The sequence below is a fragment of the Streptomyces akebiae genome, assembly GCF_019599145.1.
GTDB classification, from domain to species: Bacteria; Actinomycetota; Actinomycetes; order Streptomycetales; family Streptomycetaceae; genus Streptomyces; species Streptomyces akebiae.
In genome coordinates this window covers 8,318,482-8,337,428 of sequence record NZ_CP080647.1, presented here as the reverse complement: position 1 = coordinate 8,337,428, position 18,947 = coordinate 8,318,482, and the positions used below count along the sequence as shown (strand labels likewise).

Genomic DNA, 18,947 nt, shown 5'->3' with positions numbered 1-18,947 from the left:
CGGCCTTGCGTCAGCGCTTGGTGGTGTCCGTCGGCTCGCTCACCGGGCGGGAGCTGGTCACGTCGCCGGGGGCGGCCTGGATGGTGCGCTGGGCCGGAGCCTCGCTGCCGGCGTGCGGAGGCGCGGCCGCCGCGGTGGTGTCGTCCTGGCCGTCGGACTTCATGGCCTTGGCCTCGCTCTTGAGGATGCGGGCGGACTTGCCCAGCGAGCGCGCCATGTCCGGAAGCTTCTTCGCACCGAACAGCAGGATGATGACGACGAGGATCAGAATGATCTCGGTGGGGCCGAGCCTACCCATAGCTGTCTACCTTCTTCACCGAGGCGGCGGGTGGGGGCTGTCCGACCGGTCGGACAAGTGTCCGAACGATCGTACTGGCAGCGATCGTAACGCTCAGGGGTGAACGCTGGGCAATCCCCGTGCGTACTCCCGATTCGCGACCCGGGCCTCGTTCTCCGCGCCGCGACAGGCAGCGTACCTGCCCAAGGTGAGAAGGTGACAGGGCGAAGTGGCGCAAAACGCACCGCGCGGTCAACTCACAGGGGCCTCGGCCGCAACTCACAGAGCGTCCACAGAGCGGGCCGCGCTCGCCGTCGCCCGCTCCAGGTCCTCCGCCGCCCGGCTGATCCTCCGCGCCGACTCCGTGACCTGCGCACCGAGCCGCCGAGCCTCCAGAAAGACCCGCACGGCCAGCACCCCGAGCACGACCAGCCCCACGAAACCGACAGCCACCGCGAACATCGCCCAGAACATGAGCCGACCCTAGCCCCTGGCCCTACCCCGCCGAATGCAGCCTGAGGGTCCGCACGCCGCCCCCGGTCAGCAGCTCGACGATGCGCTCGCCGGCCGGCTTGCGGACGGCGGTGCCGCACTCGGGGCAGGTGAAGGAGTAGAAGGTGGTCTTGCTGGTGGCGCCGATGGCGAGACGCAGTGCGCTCGCGCCCAGCTCGAAGTTGGCCCGGCAGTCGGGGCAGCCGGCACGGAACACCACGTCGACCGCTTTCCTCATCCCCGCGAAGGCGACCGCGACGGTCATCTCCCGGATCTCCTGGATCTCCTGCACCCCGGACTTCACCCCGGACTTCACACCCGACACAACCGACCCGCCGCTCACAGCCCTCGCATCTCCCTTTTCCGGTCGTACGTCGTCGTACGTCGTCGTCGCGCCTCACCGTCACGGTCCCGCGCTCCCGAGGTCACGCGGCCCGCCCGTCACGGTCTCGTCGTCGTCACAGCCTCGTCGTAGGCCGCCAGCGCCTCACGGGCCGCCCGGCGGGCAGCGTCGGCCAGGTCCTGCGGGGAGACGATCCGGCCGTCGCGCCCGAGCCGCAGCGCCAGACGCCGCAGCGAGGCGGGGTCAGGGGTGCGCAGAGTGATGCGCAGCCCGCCCTCCGGCAGCTCTTCGGCGCTGTCGTGCGGGTAGTACTCGGCGACCCAACGCCCGCCGGGACCGACCTCGACGACGACCTCGGGGTCCTCGGCGGCCGGCTGCACCAGCGCCTCCGACAGGTCCCGCAGCTCGATCTCGGGCGGCGCGGACGGCTCGTCGAGGATCTTGATCTCGGCGACCCGGTCCAGCCGGAACGTACGCCGGGCCTCGGAGCGGCGGCACCAGGCCTCGACATAGGTGTGGCCGACGCTGACCAGGCGGATCGGGTCGATCTCGCGCTCGGTGACCTCGTCCCGGGCGGGCGAGTAGTAGCGGATCCACAGCCGCCGCCGCTCCGAGATGGCCCGGTCGACGTCCGCGAAGACCCCGCCCTCGGCCTCGAAGGTGACCGACAGCCGTGAGCTGGCGCCCGCCGCCTCCCCGGCCGCGGTCTCGACCTTGGCGGTGGCCCGCAGCAGGGCCTGCCGGTCGCTCTCGCGCAGCCCGGGCAGGGTGGCGACCGCGCGGGCGGCCACCAGCAGGGCCGTGGCCTCGTCGGCGGCCAGCCTCAGCGGCTCGGCGGCCTCCGCGCCCAGGGCGGCCGGGTTGTGCCACCAGATGCGCTCGCCGTCGGTGTCGATGTCCAGCAGATCACCACCGCGGAAACTGGTCCCGCACATGGGCAGCACATCGAGGTCCGAGACCAGCTCGTCCTCGGTGATCCCGAAGGCACGGGCGACGTCCTCGATCCGGGCCCCGGGCCGCTCCCGCAGATACGTCACCAGGGAGAGCATCCGCCGAGTCTGGTCGATGGCGTTCGCCGGCCGGGCCGGTTTTCCCACCACGTTCTTACGTCCCCCTCAACCCTTGGCCACGGCACGCAGCCGGTCCACCACGTCGGCCCGCAGCTCGGCGGGCTCCAGGACCACCACGTCGGGCCCGAACTCGACCAGCCAGGCATCCAGACCGTGCCCGTACGGAATCTCCAACTCGTCCCAGCCGTCCCCGAGTTCCCGTACGAGGGAGGCCTTCGCCCGCAGCGGGTAGCCGGCGCCGGAACGCAGCCGGATCAGCGCGGAGCGGTCGGCGGTCTCCCCCGCCCAGCTCGCGACCGTCTCCCGCACGGTGACGACGTCGGGGACCTCGGCGGTGAAGGCCGCACCCCGGCTGCGGACCTTGCCGGTGATCCGGGAGAGCCGGAAGACCCGCTCCGCACCCCGGTCCCGGTCGAAGCCGGCCAGGTACCAGTGACCACGCCAGCACTCCAGCGCCCACGGCTCGACATGGCGGGGCTCGGGGCGCGCGGCGGTCGCCTTGCGATACTCGAACACGACCGGACGCCGGTCACGGCAGGCCAGCATCAGCGGCTCGAAGGCGGCCTCGTGCACCGGGATGCGCGGCTCCAGGGCCCCATGGGCCTCGTACGGGTCGACTCCCTCGGGCAACCCGGCCGCGCGCAGCTTCTGCAGGGCACCGCTCGCGGCCCCGGCGAGGCGGGCCTGCTGCCAGACCTTCGCGGCGAGACCGAGGGCCGCGGCCTCCTCGGCGTCGAGCGTGATCGGCGGGAGGCTGTTGCTGTCGCGGCGGGCCAGGTAGCCGACCTCGCCGTCGAGATTCTCCACCGTCTCGATGACCAGGCCGAGTTCGCGCAGATCGTCCTTGTCGCGCTCGAACATGCGGTTGAAGGAGTCGTCGCTGCCGGCTGCGCCGCTTCCCGTCCCGGCGGCCTCGACGTACGCCTCGATCGAATCCCGCAGCTCGCGCTTGCTGAGCGGCCGGCGCGTCCCCAGCAGACACAGCGCCAGGTTCATCAACCGCTCGGCCTTGGCAATGGCCATCGACGCCCTTCCTCCGGGTGTTTCCGCGGCACGACCGTACCGCTACGAAGCGTCGCGGCAAAAGCCGAGGGCCCATGCCCGAAAAGGCATGGACCCCAGACAGTCGGGACCGGTCACGGCACGATCACCGCGGACCCGGCATCCGACAGATCAGACCCCGAGAAGGTCGACCACGAAGATCAGCGTCTCACCGGGCTTGATCGCCGGAGTCGGGCTCTGGTTCCCGTAGGCGAGGTGGGCCGGAATGGTCAGCTGGCGACGGCCACCGACCTTCATGCCCTGCACACCCTGGTCCCATCCCTTGATGACACGACCGCCACCGAGCGGGAAACGGAACGGCGTCCCACGGTTCCAGCTGGCGTCGAACTCCTCACCGGTGGAGTAGGACACACCCACGTAGTGCACGGTGACGGTCTGGCCCGCCTGGGCCACCTCGCCGTCGCCCTCCCAGATGTCCTTGATCTCCAAGTCCGCCGGCGGCTCGCCCTCGGGGAAGTCGATCTCGGGCTTCTCGATGCTCACTGCACTGGCTCCTCTGTCGTACGAACGTCATGCGCGATGCCTGACGGGCAACCTGCCCAGTCTTACATCACGGCCAGAATGTCGACGGCGAAGACCAGCGTGGAGTTCTTCGGGATGCCCTGCTGCTCCTTGTCACCGAACGCCTGGTCGGGCGGCACGACGAGAAGCACCCGGCTGCCCTCCTTCTTGCCCACGAGACCGTCCTTCAGGCCCTTGAGCGTCAACTGGTCCAGCGGGAAGGTCGCCGTCTTGCCCGTGTCGTACGTGCTGTCGAACTTCTTGCCCCCTTCCCAGAGCAGGGCGACATAGTTCACGACCACGCTGTCCGTGGCCTTCACGACGGCGCCGTCGCTCTCCAGGACGTAGGTCGAGACGAGCTTCTTCGGCGGGTCACTGTCCTTCGGCACGGTCACCGTCGGCGCCTTGCCGTCGGTGTTCGTGCCGACCTTCGGCAGGTCGATGTTGTCCTGGGCGACCTCCGTACCCTTCGCCGAGGCGGGGATCGTCGTGCCCTTCACGATGTCCACGACGAAGACCAGCGTGGCGTTCGCCTTGATGTCGCCCTGGCCCTGCGCCCCGTACCCCAGATCCGGGGGGATCACCAGCTCCACGCGGCTGCCGATCTTCTGGCCCTCCAGGCCCTGCTCCCAGCCCTGGATGACACCGCCGGCCCCCAGAGTGACCGGGAACGTCTGCTTCTTGTCGAAGCTGTTGTCGAAGGGCTCCGACTCGTCGTACTCCTGGCCGAGGTAGTTCACCTCGGCGACGTCACCCTTCTTCAGCTTCGCGCCGTCGCCCTCACTGATGACCTTGGTCTTCAGCTCTTTCGGCGGGTCACCCTCCCCCTTGGCGAGGGTCGGCTTCTCCCCGAACTCGGCGCCCTTGGTGATCGCGGGCACTCCGTTCTTCGTGGAGGTGGAGTCGGAGCCCTTGTCGTCGTCGCTGCCGCAGGCCGCTGCGGAAAGCAGCAGCAGCGGCACGACGAGAAGGCCGGCAATTCGGCGCACGTGTTCCTCAGATCTCAGACGGCACTCTGGTCGCCCGCCACTCTAGGGCGTGCGACGGGCCCCGTACGAGAACGTACGGGGCCCAGGGCCGGTTTCCTCAACCGGAGGTCACATACCCGCGATCAGCTTCTCCACCCGGTCGTCCACCGAACGGAACGGGTCCTTGCACAACACCGTCCGTTGTGCCTGGTCGTTGAGCTTGAGATGCACCCAGTCGACCGTGAAATCCCGACGCTGTTCCTGCGCGCGCCGGATGAAGTCACCGCGCAACCGGGCCCGAGTGGTCTGCGGCGGAACCGACTTGCCCTCGAAGATCTTCAAGTCATTGCAGATGCGAGCGGCTTGACCTTTCCTCTCCAACAGGTAGTAGAGGCCACGACGGCGGTGGATGTCGTGATACGCGAGGTCTATCTGCGCCACGCGCGGATGCGACATGGTCATGTTGTGCTTGGCCCGGTACCGCTCGATGAGCTTGTACTTCATCACCCAGTCGATCTCGGTACCGATCCGGTCGAGGTCCTCCGCCTCGATCGCGTCCAGCGTGCGGCCCCACAGCTCCAGGACCTGCTCGACGGTGCCCGTACGGATGCCGCGGCGCTCCACGAAGTCCACGGCCTTCTCGTAGTACTCGCGCTGCACCTCCAGCGCGGAGGCCTCCCGGCCGCTGGCCAGCCGCACCTTGCGACGGCCGGTGATGTCATGGCTGACCTCGCGGATCGCCCGGATCGGGTTCTCCAGGGTGAGGTCACGCATGACCGTGCCCGCCTCGATCATGCGCAGCACCAGGTCGGTGGCACCGACCTTGAGCAGCATGGTCGTCTCGGACATGTTCGAGTCGCCCACGATGACGTGGAGACGGCGGTACCGCTCGGCGTCCGCGTGCGGTTCGTCACGGGTGTTGATGATCGGCCGGGAGCGGGTGGTCGCCGAGCTGACGCCCTCCCAGATGTGCTCCGCGCGCTGGCTCACGCAGTACACCGCACCACGCGGGGTCTGCAGCACCTTGCCCGCGCCGCACAGCAGCTGCCGGGTGACGAGGAACGGAATCAGGATGTCCGCGAGACGGGAGAACTCCCCGTGCCGCGCCACCAGATAGTTCTCATGGCAACCGTATGAGTTGCCCGCAGAGTCCGTGTTGTTCTTGAAGAGGTAGACGTCGCCCGCGATTCCCTCCTCGTGCAGGCGGCGTTCGGCGTCGACCAGCAGTCCTTCGAGAATGCGCTCGCCGGCCTTGTCGTGAGTAACCAGTTCGGTCACGTTGTCACATTCGGGTGTCGCGTATTCCGGATGTGAGCCCACGTCGAGATAGAGGCGGGCCCCGTTCCGCAGAAACACATTGCTGCTGCGGCCCCATGACACGACACGGCGGAAGAGGTACCGCGCCACCTCGTCAGGAGACAGACGGCGCTGTCCCCTGAACGTGCACGTGACGCCGTACTCGTTCTCCAGCCCGAAAATGCGGCGGTCCATGACTGAACATTACGCCCGATCCACCGAGCTGAAACGGGGTTCGACAGCACGGTTTGGATCATTTTCCGATGAGACCGCAACCACCGCACCCGCGGAGGGAACAGCGAGAACCCGCCCGGTGGCCAGCAGAACCAGCAACGACACGGCCCCCGCGGCACCCGGCACGACGAACCCCCACAGCGTCCCGCCCCACTCGACGACCGGCCCCGTGACGGCCGTGCCGACCGACTGGCCCACCGTGAACGTCGTCACGATCCAGGAGAACGCCTCGGTGACCGTGCCACGCGGCGCGTGCCGGTCCACGAGGACGAACACACACGCGATCGCCGGCGCCAGGAACACCCCCGCGAGTGTCGTCAGCCCCGTCATCCCCACCGGACCCGGCATCAGCGTCAGCGGCACGTAACACACCGCCAGAAGCGCCACCAGCACCTGCAGACGCCGCTCCGGCGCACCACTCCACCGCCGCGCGCCGTACGCCGTACCGCCCACGAGCGCCCCCAGCCCGACACCCGCCATCAGCCATCCGTACACCGCGTCCCCGCCGTGACCGTCCGCGTACGACACGGCGGCGACGGTGATCGAGCCGAGCGCGACACCGACGAAGAGGAACGCGCCCAGCAGCGCCAGCAGTCCGGGCGAGCGCAGCGCGCCCAGCCAGTGGGCCTCGCGCGGGGCGGAGCGCCAGGCCCGCGAGGGAGGCGACACGACCACCCACAACGCCCCGAGCACCCCGACGACACTCAGCACGACGAGCGCGGTCGACGCCGACCACAGGGCCACGCACAACGTCACCAGCAGCGGCCCGACGGTGAACATGACCTCCTGGGCCACGGCGTCCATCGCGTACGCCGTGTGCACCTGCTCCTCCTTGCGGAGCACCGAGGACCACAGGGCCCGCAGCCCGCCCTCCAGAGGCGGCGTGCACAACCCCGCGACCGCCATCGCGAGATACGCCACCAGAAGCGTCTCCAGCCCCGACAGCGCGAAGACGACCATGGCTAGGGCGGAGACGACCGCCGCCGGCAGCTGCACCCGCGGCTGGCCGTACAGGTCCACCAGCCGCCCCAGCAGCGGCTGACCCACCGCGTTGGCCAGCCCGTACACGGCCGCCAGGGCGCCCGCGAGGCTGTAGGTGCCGCCCTCCGCGCGGACGAAGAGCACGATCGCGATGGCGGCGGTGGCGTTCGGCAGCCGCCCCACCAGCGTTCCGGCGAGCAGCCGCGCGGCGTGCCGCGTCCTGAGGATCTCGAGATATCCGGCGGCCATGTCCTGCCTCTCGATGGGCTCTCGCGAGCGACGTGTTACGTATAACGTCTCCCGTCATACGTACCATGTGCCCTGACCACGAGTCCAGACGAGGGAGCAGGCCGACGGTGGCACGAGGTACTACACGGCCCACGAGCCGTGACGTCGCCCAGGCCGCCGGCGTCTCCCAGGCCGCCGTCTCCCTGGTCCTCGGCGACAAATGGCGCGGCCGCGTCTCCGAGACCACGGCCGAACGCGTACGGCAGGCCGCGCGCGAGCTGGGCTACCGGCCCAACCTCGCCGCCCGCAACCTCCGCCTCGGCCGCACCCGCACCGTCCTGCTGGTGGTCCCCGCCCTGACCACCGAGTTCTTCGCCGGCGTCTACACGGGCGCCGCCCGCGTCGCCGCCCGGCACGGCTTCGGCGTGGTCCTCTACCCCTCCCCCGAGGGCGTCGGCCCCGCCCGCGACCCCTTCGCCTCCGCCCAGGCCGCCCTCGACGGCGTGATCGCCTCGTCGATGGCCGCGGACGCGCTCACCGCAATCCGAGGCGACCAACTGCCCCTCGTCATGCTGGACAGCGACCCCGACGGCAGCCTCGGAGCCGCGACGGTCAACCTCGACATCCGCGACGGCATCCGGCAGGTCACCGAGCACCTCCTCGCACTGGGACACCGCGACTTCCTGCATCTCGCCGCGGACATCCCCTCCTGGACCTTCCACGTCCGCGCGCGGGAGCTGGCGGCACGGCTGGGTTCGGTGCCGGGCACGTCCCTGCGGACGGCCGCCGCGCCGATCTCCATCGAGGGAGCACTGGCCGCAGCGGAAGCGGCCCTCACCGAGACCGGCGGCACCGAAGGACGTCCCACCGCGGTGGTGTGCGACGACGACAAACTGGCGGCCGGGGTCTACAAGGCCGTACGGCGCCTCGGGCTGCGGATCCCGGAGGACGTGTCCGTGACCGGGCTCGACGACCTCGCCCTCGCCACGGCGCTCGACCCCGAGCTCACCACCGTGCGGCTGGACTCCGAGCTGTTCGGGGAGCGGGGCATGGAAGCGCTGCTGGCCGTCCTGGACGGGCGTACACCGACGGAGGGGGACATCCCGGTGGAGCTGGTGGTACGGGGCTCCACGGCCCGGACAGGGGCCTGACACGGCACCGCCCGGCACCTCCGCGAACGGCACCGAACGCCGCGCGCCCCGGCCTGTGCCGGCCGGGGCGCACTACGGGCAGAGCGGTACGAGCCGCCAGGGCTACTCGTCCTCGTCCTCCGTGGAGCTCTCGGCCTCCGTGGTGGCGCCACCCGCCTCCAGCAGACGGGCGAGCTGACGGCCGACGATGCGCTTGAACTTGCGCTGCTGCGGACGCGTACGGTCCAGGACCGCCACCTCCAGACGCTCGGCGGGAATCTCCCGCTCGGTGCCGTTGGTGTCGCGCGACAGCGCCTGGACGGCGAGCTTCAGCGCCTCCGCCAGGGACATGCCGTCCTGGTGCCGCTGATCCAGATAGCTGCTGATCTGCTCGGCGTTGCCACCGACCGCGACCGAACCGTGCTCGTCGACGATCGAACCGTCGTGCGGCAGCCGATAGATCTGATCACCCTCGGGAGTCTCCCCCACCTCGGCCACGACCAGCTCCACCTCGTACGGCTTCTCGGCCGCCGAGGAGAAGATCGTGCCCAGGGTCTGGGCATAGACGTTGGCGAGACCACGAGCGGTCACGTCGTCACGGTCGTAGGTGTACCCACGAAGGTCGGCGTAGCGCACACCACCGATCCGCAGGTTCTCGTACTCGTTGTACTTGCCGGCGGCCGCGAAGCCGATCCGGTCGTAGATCTCGCTGAACTTGTGCAGCGCGCGGGACGGGTTCTCGCCGACGAACACGATGCCGTCGGCGTACTGCAGCACGACCAGGCTGCGGCCACGGGCGATGCCCTTGCGGGCGTACTCCGCCCGGTCGGCCATCGCCTGCTGGGGTGAGACATAGAACGGCGTCGACACCGGTTATCCGTCCCTTTCTGTCGAAGTCACTGGATCACCTTGATAAGAGGGCCGTCGACCGGACCGGCTAGAGCAGGGCGGCGCGGGGGCCGTCGGGCTGCTCCAGACGCCGTTCCAGGATCGAGCGGGCGATCTCGGAGGACTCCTCGTCGGTGAGCCGGCGGAAGCCGTCCTCGGTGATCACGGTGACGATGGGGTAGATCCGGCGGGCGACATCGGGGCCACCGGTGGCCGAGTCGTCGTCTGCCGCGTCGTAGAGGGCCTGGATCACCAGGGTCGTGGCCTCGTCCTCGGTGAGGTCGGCACGGAAGAGCTTCTTCATGGCCCCGCGCGCGAAGATCGAGCCGGAGCCGGTGGCCGCGTAGCCGCTCTCCTCGGAACGGCCGCCCGTCACGTCGTAGGAGAAGATGCGCCCCTTCTCGCGGTCCACGTCGTAACCGGCGAAGAGCGGGACGACGGCCAGACCCTGCATGGCCATGCCGAGGTTGGAACGGATCATGGTGGACAGCCGGTTCGCCTTGCCCTCCAGGGAGAGCTGGGCGCCTTCCACCTTCTCGAAGTGCTCCAGCTCCAGCTGGAACAGCTTCACCATCTCCACGGCCAGACCGGCCGTGCCGGCGATACCCACCGCCGAGTACTCGTCCGCCGGGAACACCTTCTCGATGTCCCGCTGCGCGATCATGTTCCCCATCGTGGCCCGGCGGTCACCCGCGAGCACCACGCCGCCGGGGAACGTCACGGCGACGATCGTCGTTCCGTGCGGGGCCTCGATGACGCCCTGGGTCGGCGGCAGCTGCCGCTTGCCGGGGAGCAGCTCCGGCTGGTGGTCCGACAGGAAGTCCATGAAGGACGACGACCCAGGCGTCAGGAAGGCAGCTGGTAGACGCCCGGTGCTACGAGTGTTGGCTTCCACGCGTTTCCTTCCAGATAGTCGGCAGCTCGGTTCATCGCGTCAGGGTCGTCCCTCAACAGACCGAGGCCAGCATTGCAGTTGAAGCACAGTACGCCTCGGACCCTACCCGTCTTGTGGCAGTGATCCACATGCGCGGCCGGGGCCGACGAACAGATACAGCAGACGCCCCCTTGAGAGGCGATCAACTCGTCGCGGTCGGCTTCGGTGAGACCGTACTTACGCCGAAGATGCTCTGCAGGTCGCGCCGCCGTCCTGCACGCCTTACAGCGACCGGCGAAGCCCTCGCGCTTTCGATGCCACTCACCGTGCGGCTTCACCTGACCACACCCGCGACAGCGCTTGTGCCCCTCAGCCACGCAATCGGCGGGGCCGAGCACCGGAGACTCCATGTCTCGGCTAGGGACGCTGGTCGCGCAGTTCCGGCAATGGCGCTGCAAGCCGTCTAGATTCGACCGCTTGCGAGCGAACGCCGCATACGGTCTGAACTCCCCACACCGTACGCAGCGCTTCGCACCTTCTTCACTTGCCATCCGAGGCAGCCCCAGCAACCTTCGATTCGAAGGTCACTCGCCACCTTTCTGAACGAATGACCGAACGAAGTCCTCGGCGTTCTCTTCGAGCACATCATCGATTTCGTCCAGAACCGAGTCCACGTCGTCGCTCAGCTTCTCCTGGCGTTCCTTGAGGTCCTCCGAGGCCTGCGCCTCCGGCGCCGCCTCGGTCTCCTCCGTGGAACGGGTGGCCTTCTGCTGGCCGCCGCCGGTGTCCTTGGTCGCCATAACCCTCACCCCGCTCTGTTTGCCCGACATGGTCGGCAGGTCGGCTTTCCTGCCGATCGGTGATGATCAGACCCTACAAGCCGGGTCCGACATTGGCCCCGTCGTTTCCACAACGTCCGGGGGCCACCTCGATGATTCCCGGACGGCGGTGTTTCCACCCTGCCCCGCTGATCACGATTGAAGCGCGGTTCAGTGGCCGGAAAGTACCCTGACCAGGTCTTCTGCCGTGCGGCAGCGGTCCAGCAGCTCCTTGACGTGATTTCGCGTTCCGCGAAGCGGTTCGAGGGTTGGAACGCGCTGGAGCGAGTCCCGGCCCGGGAGGTCGAAGATCACCGAGTCCCAGGAGGCCGCCGCGACGTCGTCCGCGTACTGCTCCAGACAGCGACCGCGGAAGTACGCGCGGGTGTCCTCCGGCGGCTTCGTACGGGCCCGGTCGACGTCCGCCTCGGTCAGGAGCCGCTTCATCTTGCCGCGGGCCGCGAGACGGTTGTAGAGGCCCTTCTCGGCGCGCACGTCGGCGTACTGCAGGTCGACGAGGTGCAGCCGGGCGGCGTCCCAGTCGAGGCTGTCGCGGCGCCTGTAGCCCTCCATCAGCTCTCGCTTGGCGACCCAGTCCAGTTCCCCGGAGAGGCTCATCGGGTCGTTCTCGAGCCGGTTGAGGGTGTCCTCCCACCTGCTCAGGACGTCCTTGGTCTGATCGTCCGCGTCGGCCCCGAACCGCTCCTCCACGTACTTGCGCGACAGCTCGTAGTACTCCATCTGGAGCTGCACGGCGGTCAGTGTGCGCCCGCTGCGGAGGGTGACCAGGCGTTGCAGGGTCGGGTCGTGCGAGACCTGATGGAGGGTGCGTACGGGCTGGTCGACGGCCAGGTCGACGGCGATGAAGCCGTCCTCGATCATGGAGAGGACCAGGGCTGTCGTGCCCAGCTTCAGGTAGGTCGAGATCTCCGAGAGGTTCGCGTCGCCGATGATCACGTGGAGGCGGCGGTACTTCTCCGCGTCCGCGTGGGGTTCGTCGCGGGTGTTGATGATGGGGCGCTTCAGCGTGGTCTCCAGGCCGACCTCGACCTCGAAGTAGTCGGCGCGCTGGCTGAGCTGGAAGCCGTGTTCGTGGCCGTCCTGGCCGATGCCGACGCGGCCGGCGCCGGCGAAGACCTGACGAGAGACGAAGAAGGGGGTCAGGTGGCGCACGATGTCCGAGAAGGCGGTCTCCCGCTTCATCAGGTAGTTCTCGTGCGTGCCGTAGGAGGCGCCCTTGTTGTCGGTGTTGTTCTTGTAGAGGTGGATCGGCTGGGCGCCGGGAAGCTGTGCCGCGCGTTCGGCGGCTTCGGCCATGATGCGCTCGCCGGCCTTGTCCCACAGGACGGCGTCCAGGGGGTTGGTGACCTCGGGGGCGCTGTATTCGGGGTGGGCGTGGTCGACGTAGAGCCGCGCGCCGTTGGTGAGGATGACATTGGCGAGGCCGATGTCCTCGTCGGTGAGCTGGCTGGAGTCGGCGGCCTCGCGGGCGAGGTCGAAGCCTCGCGCGTCCCGCAGCGGGTTCTCCTCCTCGAAGTCCCAGCGGGCCCGGCGGGCCCGGTGCATCGCCGCTGCGTAGGCGTTGACGATCTGGGACGAGGTGAGCATGGCATTGGCATTGGGGTGGCCGGGGACGGAGATCCCGTACTCCGTCTCGATGCCCATTACTCGCCGTACGGTCATGCGGCCCTCCTTGCCCGGCGGCGTCCTCGGTCGGGGACGCTGCTCAAGTACCGCTGGCGCTCCGGTGCGTGTGCGGTGCCCGTCCCCGCACTGCGCGACTCGGCGGTACGAACGAGCCTAGAACGGCTTCGCGCTGGTGGGGAGATCATTTGCGTCATTGCCTTGCTCCGGCTTGTCCCTGGAAAACAGTCGGCTGCGGGTACCCATTGAGGGCACCCGCAGCCGCCCTGTGTTTTACAGGTACTGTCCGGTGTTCGCCACCGTGTCGATGGAGCGTCCGGTATCGGCGCCCTGCTTTCCGGTGATCAGCGTACGGATGTAGACGATCCGTTCGCCCTTCTTTCCAGAGATTCGGGCCCAGTCGTCCGGGTTGGTGGTGTTGGGCAGGTCCTCGTTCTCCTTGAACTCGTCCACGCAGGCCTGGAGCAGGTGGGAGACGCGGAGGCCCTTCTGGTTCTTGTCGAGGAAGTCCTTGATCGCCATTTTCTTGGCGCGGCCGACGATGTTCTCGATCATGGCGCCGGAGTTGAAGTCCTTGAAGTAGAGGACTTCCTTGTCGCCGTTGGCGTAGGTGACTTCCAGGAAGCGGTTCTCCTCGGATTCGGCGTACATGTGTTCGACCGCCGTCTGGATCATGCTCTGGACGGTGGTGGTCTTGGAGCCGCCGTGTTCGCCGAGGTCGTCCGTGTGGAGGGGGAGACGCTCGGTGAGGTACTTCTGGAAGATGTCCTTGGCCGCTTCGGCGTCCGGGCGCTCGATCTTGATCTTCACGTCGAGCCGGCCGGGGCGCAGGATGGCGGGGTCGATCATGTCCTCGCGGTTGGAGGCGCCGATGACCACGACGTTCTGCAGGCCTTCCACGCCGTCGATCTCGGCGAGCAGCTGCGGGACGATGGTGTTCTCCACGTCCGAGCTGACACCGGATCCGCGGGTGCGGAAGAGGGATTCCATCTCGTCGAAGAAGACGATGACGGGGGTGCCCTCGCTGGCCTTCTCCCTCGCACGCTGGAAGACGAGGCGGATCTGTCGCTCGGTCTCGCCGACGTACTTGTTGAGGAGCTCGGGGCCCTTGATGTTGAGGAAGAAGCTCTTGCCCTGGGCCTGGCCGGTGACTTCGGCGACCTTCTTGGCCAGTGAGTTGGCCACGGCCTTGGCGATGAGCGTCTTGCCGCATCCGGGGGGTCCGTAGAGCAGGACACCCTTGGGCGGGCGCAGTTCGTGCTCCTTGAACAGGTCCGGGTAGAGGTACGGGAGCTCGACCGCGTCGCGGATCATCTCGATCTGGTTGCCGAGGCCACCGATCTGCTCGTACCCGATGTCGGGGACCTCTTCGAGGACGAGTTCCTCGACCTCGCTCTTGGGCACGACCTCGTAGACGTAGCCGGAGCGGGGTTCGAGCAGGAGGGCGTCGCCGGGGCGGATGGTGATGTCCAGCAGTGGCTCGGCGAGCCGCACCACCCGTTCCTCGTCGGTGTGCCCCTGCACGAGGGCTCGCTCGCCGTCCTCGAGGATCTCCTTGAGGGTGACGATGTCGCCGACGCTCTCGAACTCCATGGCCTCGACCACGTTGAGAGCTTCGTTGAGCATCACTTCCTGGCCTCGCCGGAGCTCTTCCAGGTCGACGCTGGGGCTGACGTTCACCCGGAGCTTTCGGCCTCCGGTGAAGATGTCGGCCGTGCCGTCCTCGTTCGCCGTGAGGAAGACACCGAAGCCGGCCGGCGGCTGTGCGAGCCGGTCGACTTCCTCCTTGAGGGCCACGATCTGGTCGCGGGCCTCACGGAGCGTGTTGGCGAGCCGCTCGTTCTGTGCGGACACGCCGGCCAGATTGGTCTGCAGCTCGACGATCCGCTCTTCGAGAATCCTCGTGTGTCGCGGAGAGTCGGCGAGCTTGCGTCGCAGGACGGCGATCTCCTGCTCAAGGTAGGCAATCTGCCCGGCAGGGTCGTCGGACCCTCGTCCCGGGCGGATGCCGCGGTTCATGTCGTCGTCGTGGGCTGCCACGGTCCTCACCTCCTCCAAGGGGAGCTGGACGCTTCCAGACCCTACCTGGGTGGGTGTCGATTGAAACCCCTAGATCACAAAGACGGTCGGGGTGTGTCCGATCTTCACCCTTGCGCTCTCCCTCACGCCAGGGGAATACCCACCGAACATGATTGGGAAGCGGCCCCGGGTAGGGTCGAAGTGTTCAACACCCGTCAGAGCCTGCATCGTTCCCGACCGGCTCGACGAATGACTCGACGATTGACCCGACGCGTGAGGCGGCAGGAGAGATGAGCGTGCAGCAGGAGGCCACGGCCGCGGGCGAGGCGCTCGAGGTCTGGATCGACCAGGACCTCTGCACCGGTGACGGCATCTGCGTGCAGTACGCGCCCGAGGTGTTCGAGCTGGACATCGACGGACTGGCCTATGTGAAGAGTCCGGGGGACGAGTTGCTGCAGGCCCCGGGGGCGACAACGCCCGTTCCGCTGCCGCTTCTCACGGACGTGGTGGACTCGGCGAAGGAGTGTCCGGGCGAGTGCATCCATGTACGTCGCGTTTCGGACAGGGTCGAGGTCTTCGGACCTGACGCGGAGTGACCTGACAGGCACTCCGCGTCGCCCTGTGTCTGCTTTCTCACACCGGGTTTGCCGAGTGATCACTTCTCGTTCGCCCCGGGGACGACCGATGTCAGACGCTTTGTGCCCCGGCGGGCGTGGAGCGCACGAACGCCCCGTTCTTCCACTGCCACTTGACGGGGTCGGTGACGTCCGGGCAGCAGTTGGGGACCTCGGCCGACGAGTAGCCGTGCAGGGTGGCGGTGACGGCGGCGTCACGGACGGCGAAGTCGGAGACGGTGGTGCGGTCCTTGGGGTTCACCAGGGTGGCGACGACCCGGGGCTGCGCGGCGTCGGTGGAGCGGGTGAGCACGTACACGCCGTCGGGTGGGGTGCCCATGCTGGCGTCGCAGTGGACGACGGCCACGGTCTCGGGGCGACCGTCCCCGTCGAGGTCTGCCGAGCCCTTTTTCTTCACGACTACGCCGACGGGCCCGCAGTCGAGCGGGAGGTCCACCTCGGTGGGGTCGGGGGGCGCCACGGCGACGGGGGCCGGGGCGGTCTCGGGGGCCGGCTGGGCCGCTCTCGCCGCGTCGGGCTGGAGGGCGGACGACAGGGCGACGACACCGGCGAGGGCGGTGGCCGTGGCGAGCCAGTGGATGGGGCGGGTGTGCGCGTGTGCCAGTTCCGGGACGGCGGATTGCTGCACTAGGAGCGTCTCCTGAGGGTGCTGTGCCGGTTGGGATGACCCGCATGGTGCCACACGTCACAGTGGGGTGGAACGGCGGGGTACGTGGTTCCCACAGCTTTTCGGTGGCGCGTCAACGGGAAAGCGCCGTGGCCGAGTTCCCGGGCGCTGCGGGGAACTCGGCCACGTCAAGGGCGCGTTCGTCGTACGTCGGGTCAGCGGCCGGAGCCGCCGTCGGCGTTGGGGCCGGAGTAGTCCTCGCCGTAGGCGCCCTTGGCGGGGCGGCGGCGGCGCATGGGGGGCTCGACGCCGTCGGCGAGGCGCCGGGCGGTGAGCAGGAAGCCGGTGTGGCCGATCATGCGGTGGTCCGGGCGGACGGCCAGGCCCTCGATGTGCCAGTTGCGGATCATCGACTCCCAGGCGCTCGGCTCGTTGAAGCAGCCGATCTCGCGGATGGACTCGACGGTCCGGGCGAGCTGGGTGGTGGTGGCCACGTAGCAGCAGACGATGCCGCCGGGGACGAGGGCCTTGGAGACGGCCTCCAGGCATTCCCAGGGGGCGAGCATGTCGAGGATGACGCGGTCGACCTCGGTGTCGCTCAGGTTGTCCTGGAGGTCGCCGACGGTGAGCTGCCAGGCGGGGTGGGGGCCGCCGAAGTAGCGCTCCACGTTGGCCTGGGCGATCTCGGCGAAGTCGGCGCGGCGCTCGTAGCTGTGCAGCATGCCCTGGTCGCCGATGGCGCGCAGCAGGAAGCTGCTGAGCGAGCCGGAGCCGACGCCGGCCTCGACGACGCGGGCGCCGGGGAAGATGTCGGCGAAGGCGAGGATCTGCCCCGCGTCCTTGGGGTAGACCACGGCTGCGCCGCGGGGCATGGACAGGACGTAGTCGGGGAGCAGGGGGCGGAGCGCCAGGTAGGCGACGTTCCCCGTGGTGCGGACAACACTGCCCTCGGGAGCACCGATCAGCTCGTCGTGCGGGAAGGAACCCTTGTGGGTGTGGAAGTTCTTTCCCTCTTCGAGCGTGAACGTGTAGTGGCGTCCCTTGGGGTCGGTGAGCTGGACCTGGTCCCCGACCTTGAAGGGCCCGCGACGGCGGGCGGCACCGGTCGGTTCGGACATGTGACCAGCCTACCGGCGTTTAGGAGGGCCGAGGACCATGGTGCGGGCGCCCCGCCCCTTGAGGGCGCCGCGCGTGCCGGAGTCAGGAAGGCCTGGCCATCGCCTTGACGAAAGCGCGTTCCACGTCGGCCGCGGACAGGACGCCGTAGATCTCGCCCGAGTCCTCCACCACCAGGTACTCCGTGGCCGGCGCCGCGCGGAGGGCGTCGAGGAGCTCTTCGCCGGCGAGTTCGGCGGAGACGCGCATGCCGTCGGTGAGGTCCTGGGCGAGGCCGCTGACGGCGACCCAGGGGCGGCGGTGTTCGGGGACACCGACGATGGCGGCCTCGCGGACGAGGGAGAGGGGCTCGCCGTCGGGGTCGACGACGACGAGGGCGCGGGCGCCGGCCTCGTTGGCGCGGCGGAGGGCCTCGGAGAGGGGGGTGTCGGTCTCGACGGGGACGGCGCGGCGGGTGAGGGCGCGGGCCTGGAGTTCGGGCAGGTGTTCGCGCAGGCGGGCCATGCGGAGGCTGTTGCCGGCGCCGGTCCAGATGATGGCGGCGAGGATCGCTGCGAGCAGGGCGTCCAGGACGGTGTCCATGCCGACGCTGTCCTCGGCGGCGGAGCCCAGCAGGCCGGACTGGGTCAGCAGCGGGAGTCCGATGAGGACGGAGACGGCGAGGGCTCGGCCGACCCAGGCCGCGGCGACGGTGCCGCTCATGGGCTTGCCGGTGATCTTCCAGACGACGGCGCGGAGCATGCGGCCGCCGTCGAGGGGCAGGCCGGGGAGCAGGTTGAACGCGGCCACGATCAGGTTGGAGACCATCAGACCGGCGAGCAGGACGCCCGGGACGGTGCCCGGTTCGACGGCCAGCAGGCCGACGTAGAAGACGCCCGCGAGGATCAGGGAGAGGAGGGGGCCCACGAAGGCGAGGACGAACTCGCGGCCCGGGGTCTCGGACTCCTTCTCGATCTCGGAGACACCGCCGAAGAACTGCAGCTGGATGCGGCGCACGGGCAGCTTGTAGCGCAGGGCGGCGATGGTGTGGGCGAGTTCGTGGACGAGTACGGAGCCGTAGAAGGCGACGGCGAAGAACAGGGCCACGAGGTAGCGGGCGGCGCCGAGTTCGGGCAGGACGCGGTCGAGTTGGCCGCCGAAGACCCAGGTGATCAGGGCGGCGACCAGGAACCAGCTGGGTGCGACGTACACGGGCACGCCGAAGGGACGGCCCATGAGGATGCCGCCGCCGGGCTCCTTGGGGCGCTCGGGGGGCTTGGGTGCGGCGTCCGGGTGGGCGAAGGGGCTCGTGGACCTCGCGGTGCGCTCCGGTTCGTCCGCCGGGGCGGGTGCTTTGGTCAGGTCGGCGGGTGCGCGTGCCTTGTCCGGGTCGGCGGGGGTCGAGGCCGTCGGCGGGTCGCTCGGCGGCTTGGTCACGTCGGCATCGGCGGGCGTCGCGGTGTCAGGCGCCTGGCCGTGATCGGCTGTGACGCCGTCATGGGAGGCTTCGCCGCCGTCAGGGGCCTCGTCGCGGTCGGCGGCCGGGGCCGCGGCCGTGTCGGGGGTGTCTTCCGAGGAGGTGCCGTCGGGCTCGTCGACGGTGGGGTGGGGCTCGGTCGGGGTGGGGGCGTCCTGGTTCGCCGGTGTTCCGGTCGCGTCGCGGTGGGCGGCCTCGGGCGCCTCTTCGCTGTCGGACCGCGGCTGCCCGCTCCCGCCGCTCGTCTCCACGATGTCCCCTCGTTCGAAGCGTCTTCCGTACCCGGTGGCCGGGCGGAAGGGTCTGTT

20 protein-coding genes are annotated in these 18,947 nt (G+C 69.1%); 2 read left to right on the top strand and 18 right to left on the bottom strand.

Annotated elements, in window-relative coordinates; genetic code table 11:
• Nucleotides 1-10: 10 nt before the first annotated feature.
• The 9 genes from tatA to K1J60_RS36095 form a co-directional block, all read right to left on the bottom strand.
• Nucleotides 11-298, bottom strand: coding sequence for a Sec-independent protein translocase subunit TatA (tatA, locus tag K1J60_RS36135; RefSeq protein WP_220649884.1), 288 nt, complete (start codon nt 296-298; stop codon nt 11-13).
• Between the two features lie 258 nt (nt 299-556).
• Nucleotides 557-751, bottom strand: a complete 195-nt coding sequence (locus tag K1J60_RS36130; RefSeq protein ID WP_033531672.1) for a hypothetical protein — start codon at nt 749-751, stop codon at nt 557-559.
• A gap of 22 nt (nt 752-773) precedes the next feature.
• Complete coding sequence (locus tag K1J60_RS36125) at nt 774-1,034, bottom strand: hypothetical protein (protein WP_033531740.1); 261 nt, start codon at nt 1,032-1,034, stop codon at nt 774-776.
• A 176-nt stretch (nt 1,035-1,210) separates the two neighbouring features.
• Nucleotides 1,211-2,212, bottom strand: coding sequence for a helix-turn-helix transcriptional regulator (locus K1J60_RS36120; RefSeq protein ID WP_220649883.1), 1,002 nt, complete (start codon nt 2,210-2,212; stop codon nt 1,211-1,213).
• A gap of 15 nt (nt 2,213-2,227) precedes the next feature.
• Nucleotides 2,228-3,205 (bottom strand): helix-turn-helix transcriptional regulator, encoded by a 978-nt coding sequence (locus K1J60_RS36115; protein WP_033531670.1) that lies wholly within the window; start codon nt 3,203-3,205, stop codon nt 2,228-2,230.
• Nucleotides 3,206-3,355: 150 nt separating this feature from the next.
• On the bottom strand, nt 3,356-3,727 hold the full coding sequence (locus K1J60_RS36110; RefSeq protein ID WP_220649882.1) for an FKBP-type peptidyl-prolyl cis-trans isomerase: 372 nt from the start codon (nt 3,725-3,727) through the stop codon (nt 3,356-3,358).
• Between the two features lie 62 nt (nt 3,728-3,789).
• A complete protein-coding gene (locus K1J60_RS36105; protein WP_220649881.1) occupies nt 3,790-4,734 on the bottom strand; it encodes an FKBP-type peptidyl-prolyl cis-trans isomerase in 945 nt (314 codons plus the stop codon).
• A gap of 108 nt (nt 4,735-4,842) precedes the next feature.
• The gene (gene pafA, locus K1J60_RS36100; RefSeq protein ID WP_033531667.1) at nt 4,843-6,204 is read right to left on the bottom strand and encodes a Pup--protein ligase; all 1,362 of its coding nucleotides are present in this window, start codon (nt 6,202-6,204) and stop codon (nt 4,843-4,845) included.
• Between the two features lie 9 nt (nt 6,205-6,213).
• Complete coding sequence (locus K1J60_RS36095) at nt 6,214-7,473, bottom strand: MFS transporter (RefSeq protein ID WP_220649880.1); 1,260 nt, start codon at nt 7,471-7,473, stop codon at nt 6,214-6,216.
• Nucleotides 7,474-7,580: 107 nt separating this feature from the next.
• Here K1J60_RS36095 and K1J60_RS36090 point away from each other — a divergent pair, with 107 nt between their 5' ends.
• A complete protein-coding gene (locus K1J60_RS36090; protein WP_220649879.1) occupies nt 7,581-8,603 on the top strand; it encodes a LacI family DNA-binding transcriptional regulator in 1,023 nt (340 codons plus the stop codon).
• 102 nt (nt 8,604-8,705) lie between these two features.
• Here K1J60_RS36090 and prcA read toward each other — a convergent pair whose 3' ends face one another.
• The 6 genes from prcA to arc all read right to left on the bottom strand — a co-directional run bounded on the left by prcA (nt 8,706) and on the right by arc (nt 14,846).
• Nucleotides 8,706-9,452, bottom strand: coding sequence for a proteasome subunit alpha (prcA, locus tag K1J60_RS36085; protein ID WP_220649878.1), 747 nt, complete (start codon nt 9,450-9,452; stop codon nt 8,706-8,708).
• Nucleotides 9,453-9,519: 67 nt separating this feature from the next.
• A complete protein-coding gene (gene prcB / locus K1J60_RS36080) occupies nt 9,520-10,365 on the bottom strand; it encodes a proteasome subunit beta (RefSeq protein WP_033531663.1) in 846 nt (281 codons plus the stop codon).
• A complete protein-coding gene (locus K1J60_RS36075) occupies nt 10,317-10,754 on the bottom strand; it encodes an endonuclease VII domain-containing protein (RefSeq protein WP_317619735.1) in 438 nt (145 codons plus the stop codon). Before K1J60_RS36075 ends, prcB begins: the two co-directional genes overlap by 49 nt.
• A gap of 174 nt (nt 10,755-10,928) precedes the next feature.
• On the bottom strand, nt 10,929-11,144 hold the full coding sequence (locus K1J60_RS36070; protein ID WP_005485230.1) for a ubiquitin-like protein Pup: 216 nt from the start codon (nt 11,142-11,144) through the stop codon (nt 10,929-10,931).
• 189 nt (nt 11,145-11,333) lie between these two features.
• Nucleotides 11,334-12,845, bottom strand: a complete 1,512-nt coding sequence (gene dop / locus K1J60_RS36065) for a depupylase/deamidase Dop (protein ID WP_398683796.1) — start codon at nt 12,843-12,845, stop codon at nt 11,334-11,336.
• A 234-nt stretch (nt 12,846-13,079) separates the two neighbouring features.
• Nucleotides 13,080-14,846, bottom strand: coding sequence for a proteasome ATPase (gene arc / locus K1J60_RS36060; RefSeq protein ID WP_217180225.1), 1,767 nt, complete (start codon nt 14,844-14,846; stop codon nt 13,080-13,082).
• Between the two features lie 269 nt (nt 14,847-15,115).
• Between arc and K1J60_RS36055 the strand changes: the two genes are divergently transcribed.
• Entirely contained in the window at nt 15,116-15,421 is a 306-nt protein-coding gene (locus K1J60_RS36055) for a ferredoxin (RefSeq protein WP_184896119.1), read from the top strand.
• Between the two features lie 91 nt (nt 15,422-15,512).
• On the opposite strand, the gene K1J60_RS36050 is transcribed toward K1J60_RS36055, so the two are convergent.
• The 3 genes from K1J60_RS36050 to K1J60_RS36040 form a co-directional block, all read right to left on the bottom strand.
• On the bottom strand, nt 15,513-16,088 hold the full coding sequence (locus K1J60_RS36050) for a hypothetical protein (protein ID WP_220649876.1): 576 nt from the start codon (nt 16,086-16,088) through the stop codon (nt 15,513-15,515).
• Between the two features lie 194 nt (nt 16,089-16,282).
• Nucleotides 16,283-17,185, bottom strand: coding sequence for a tRNA (adenine-N1)-methyltransferase (locus K1J60_RS36045; RefSeq protein WP_220649875.1), 903 nt, complete (start codon nt 17,183-17,185; stop codon nt 16,283-16,285).
• Nucleotides 17,186-17,267: 82 nt separating this feature from the next.
• Nucleotides 17,268-18,890 carry a site-2 protease family protein gene (locus K1J60_RS36040; RefSeq protein WP_220649874.1) on the bottom strand — a complete coding sequence of 541 codons (1,623 nt, stop codon included), beginning with the start codon at nt 18,888-18,890 and terminating at the stop codon, nt 17,268-17,270.
• Nucleotides 18,891-18,947 lie beyond the last annotated feature (57 nt).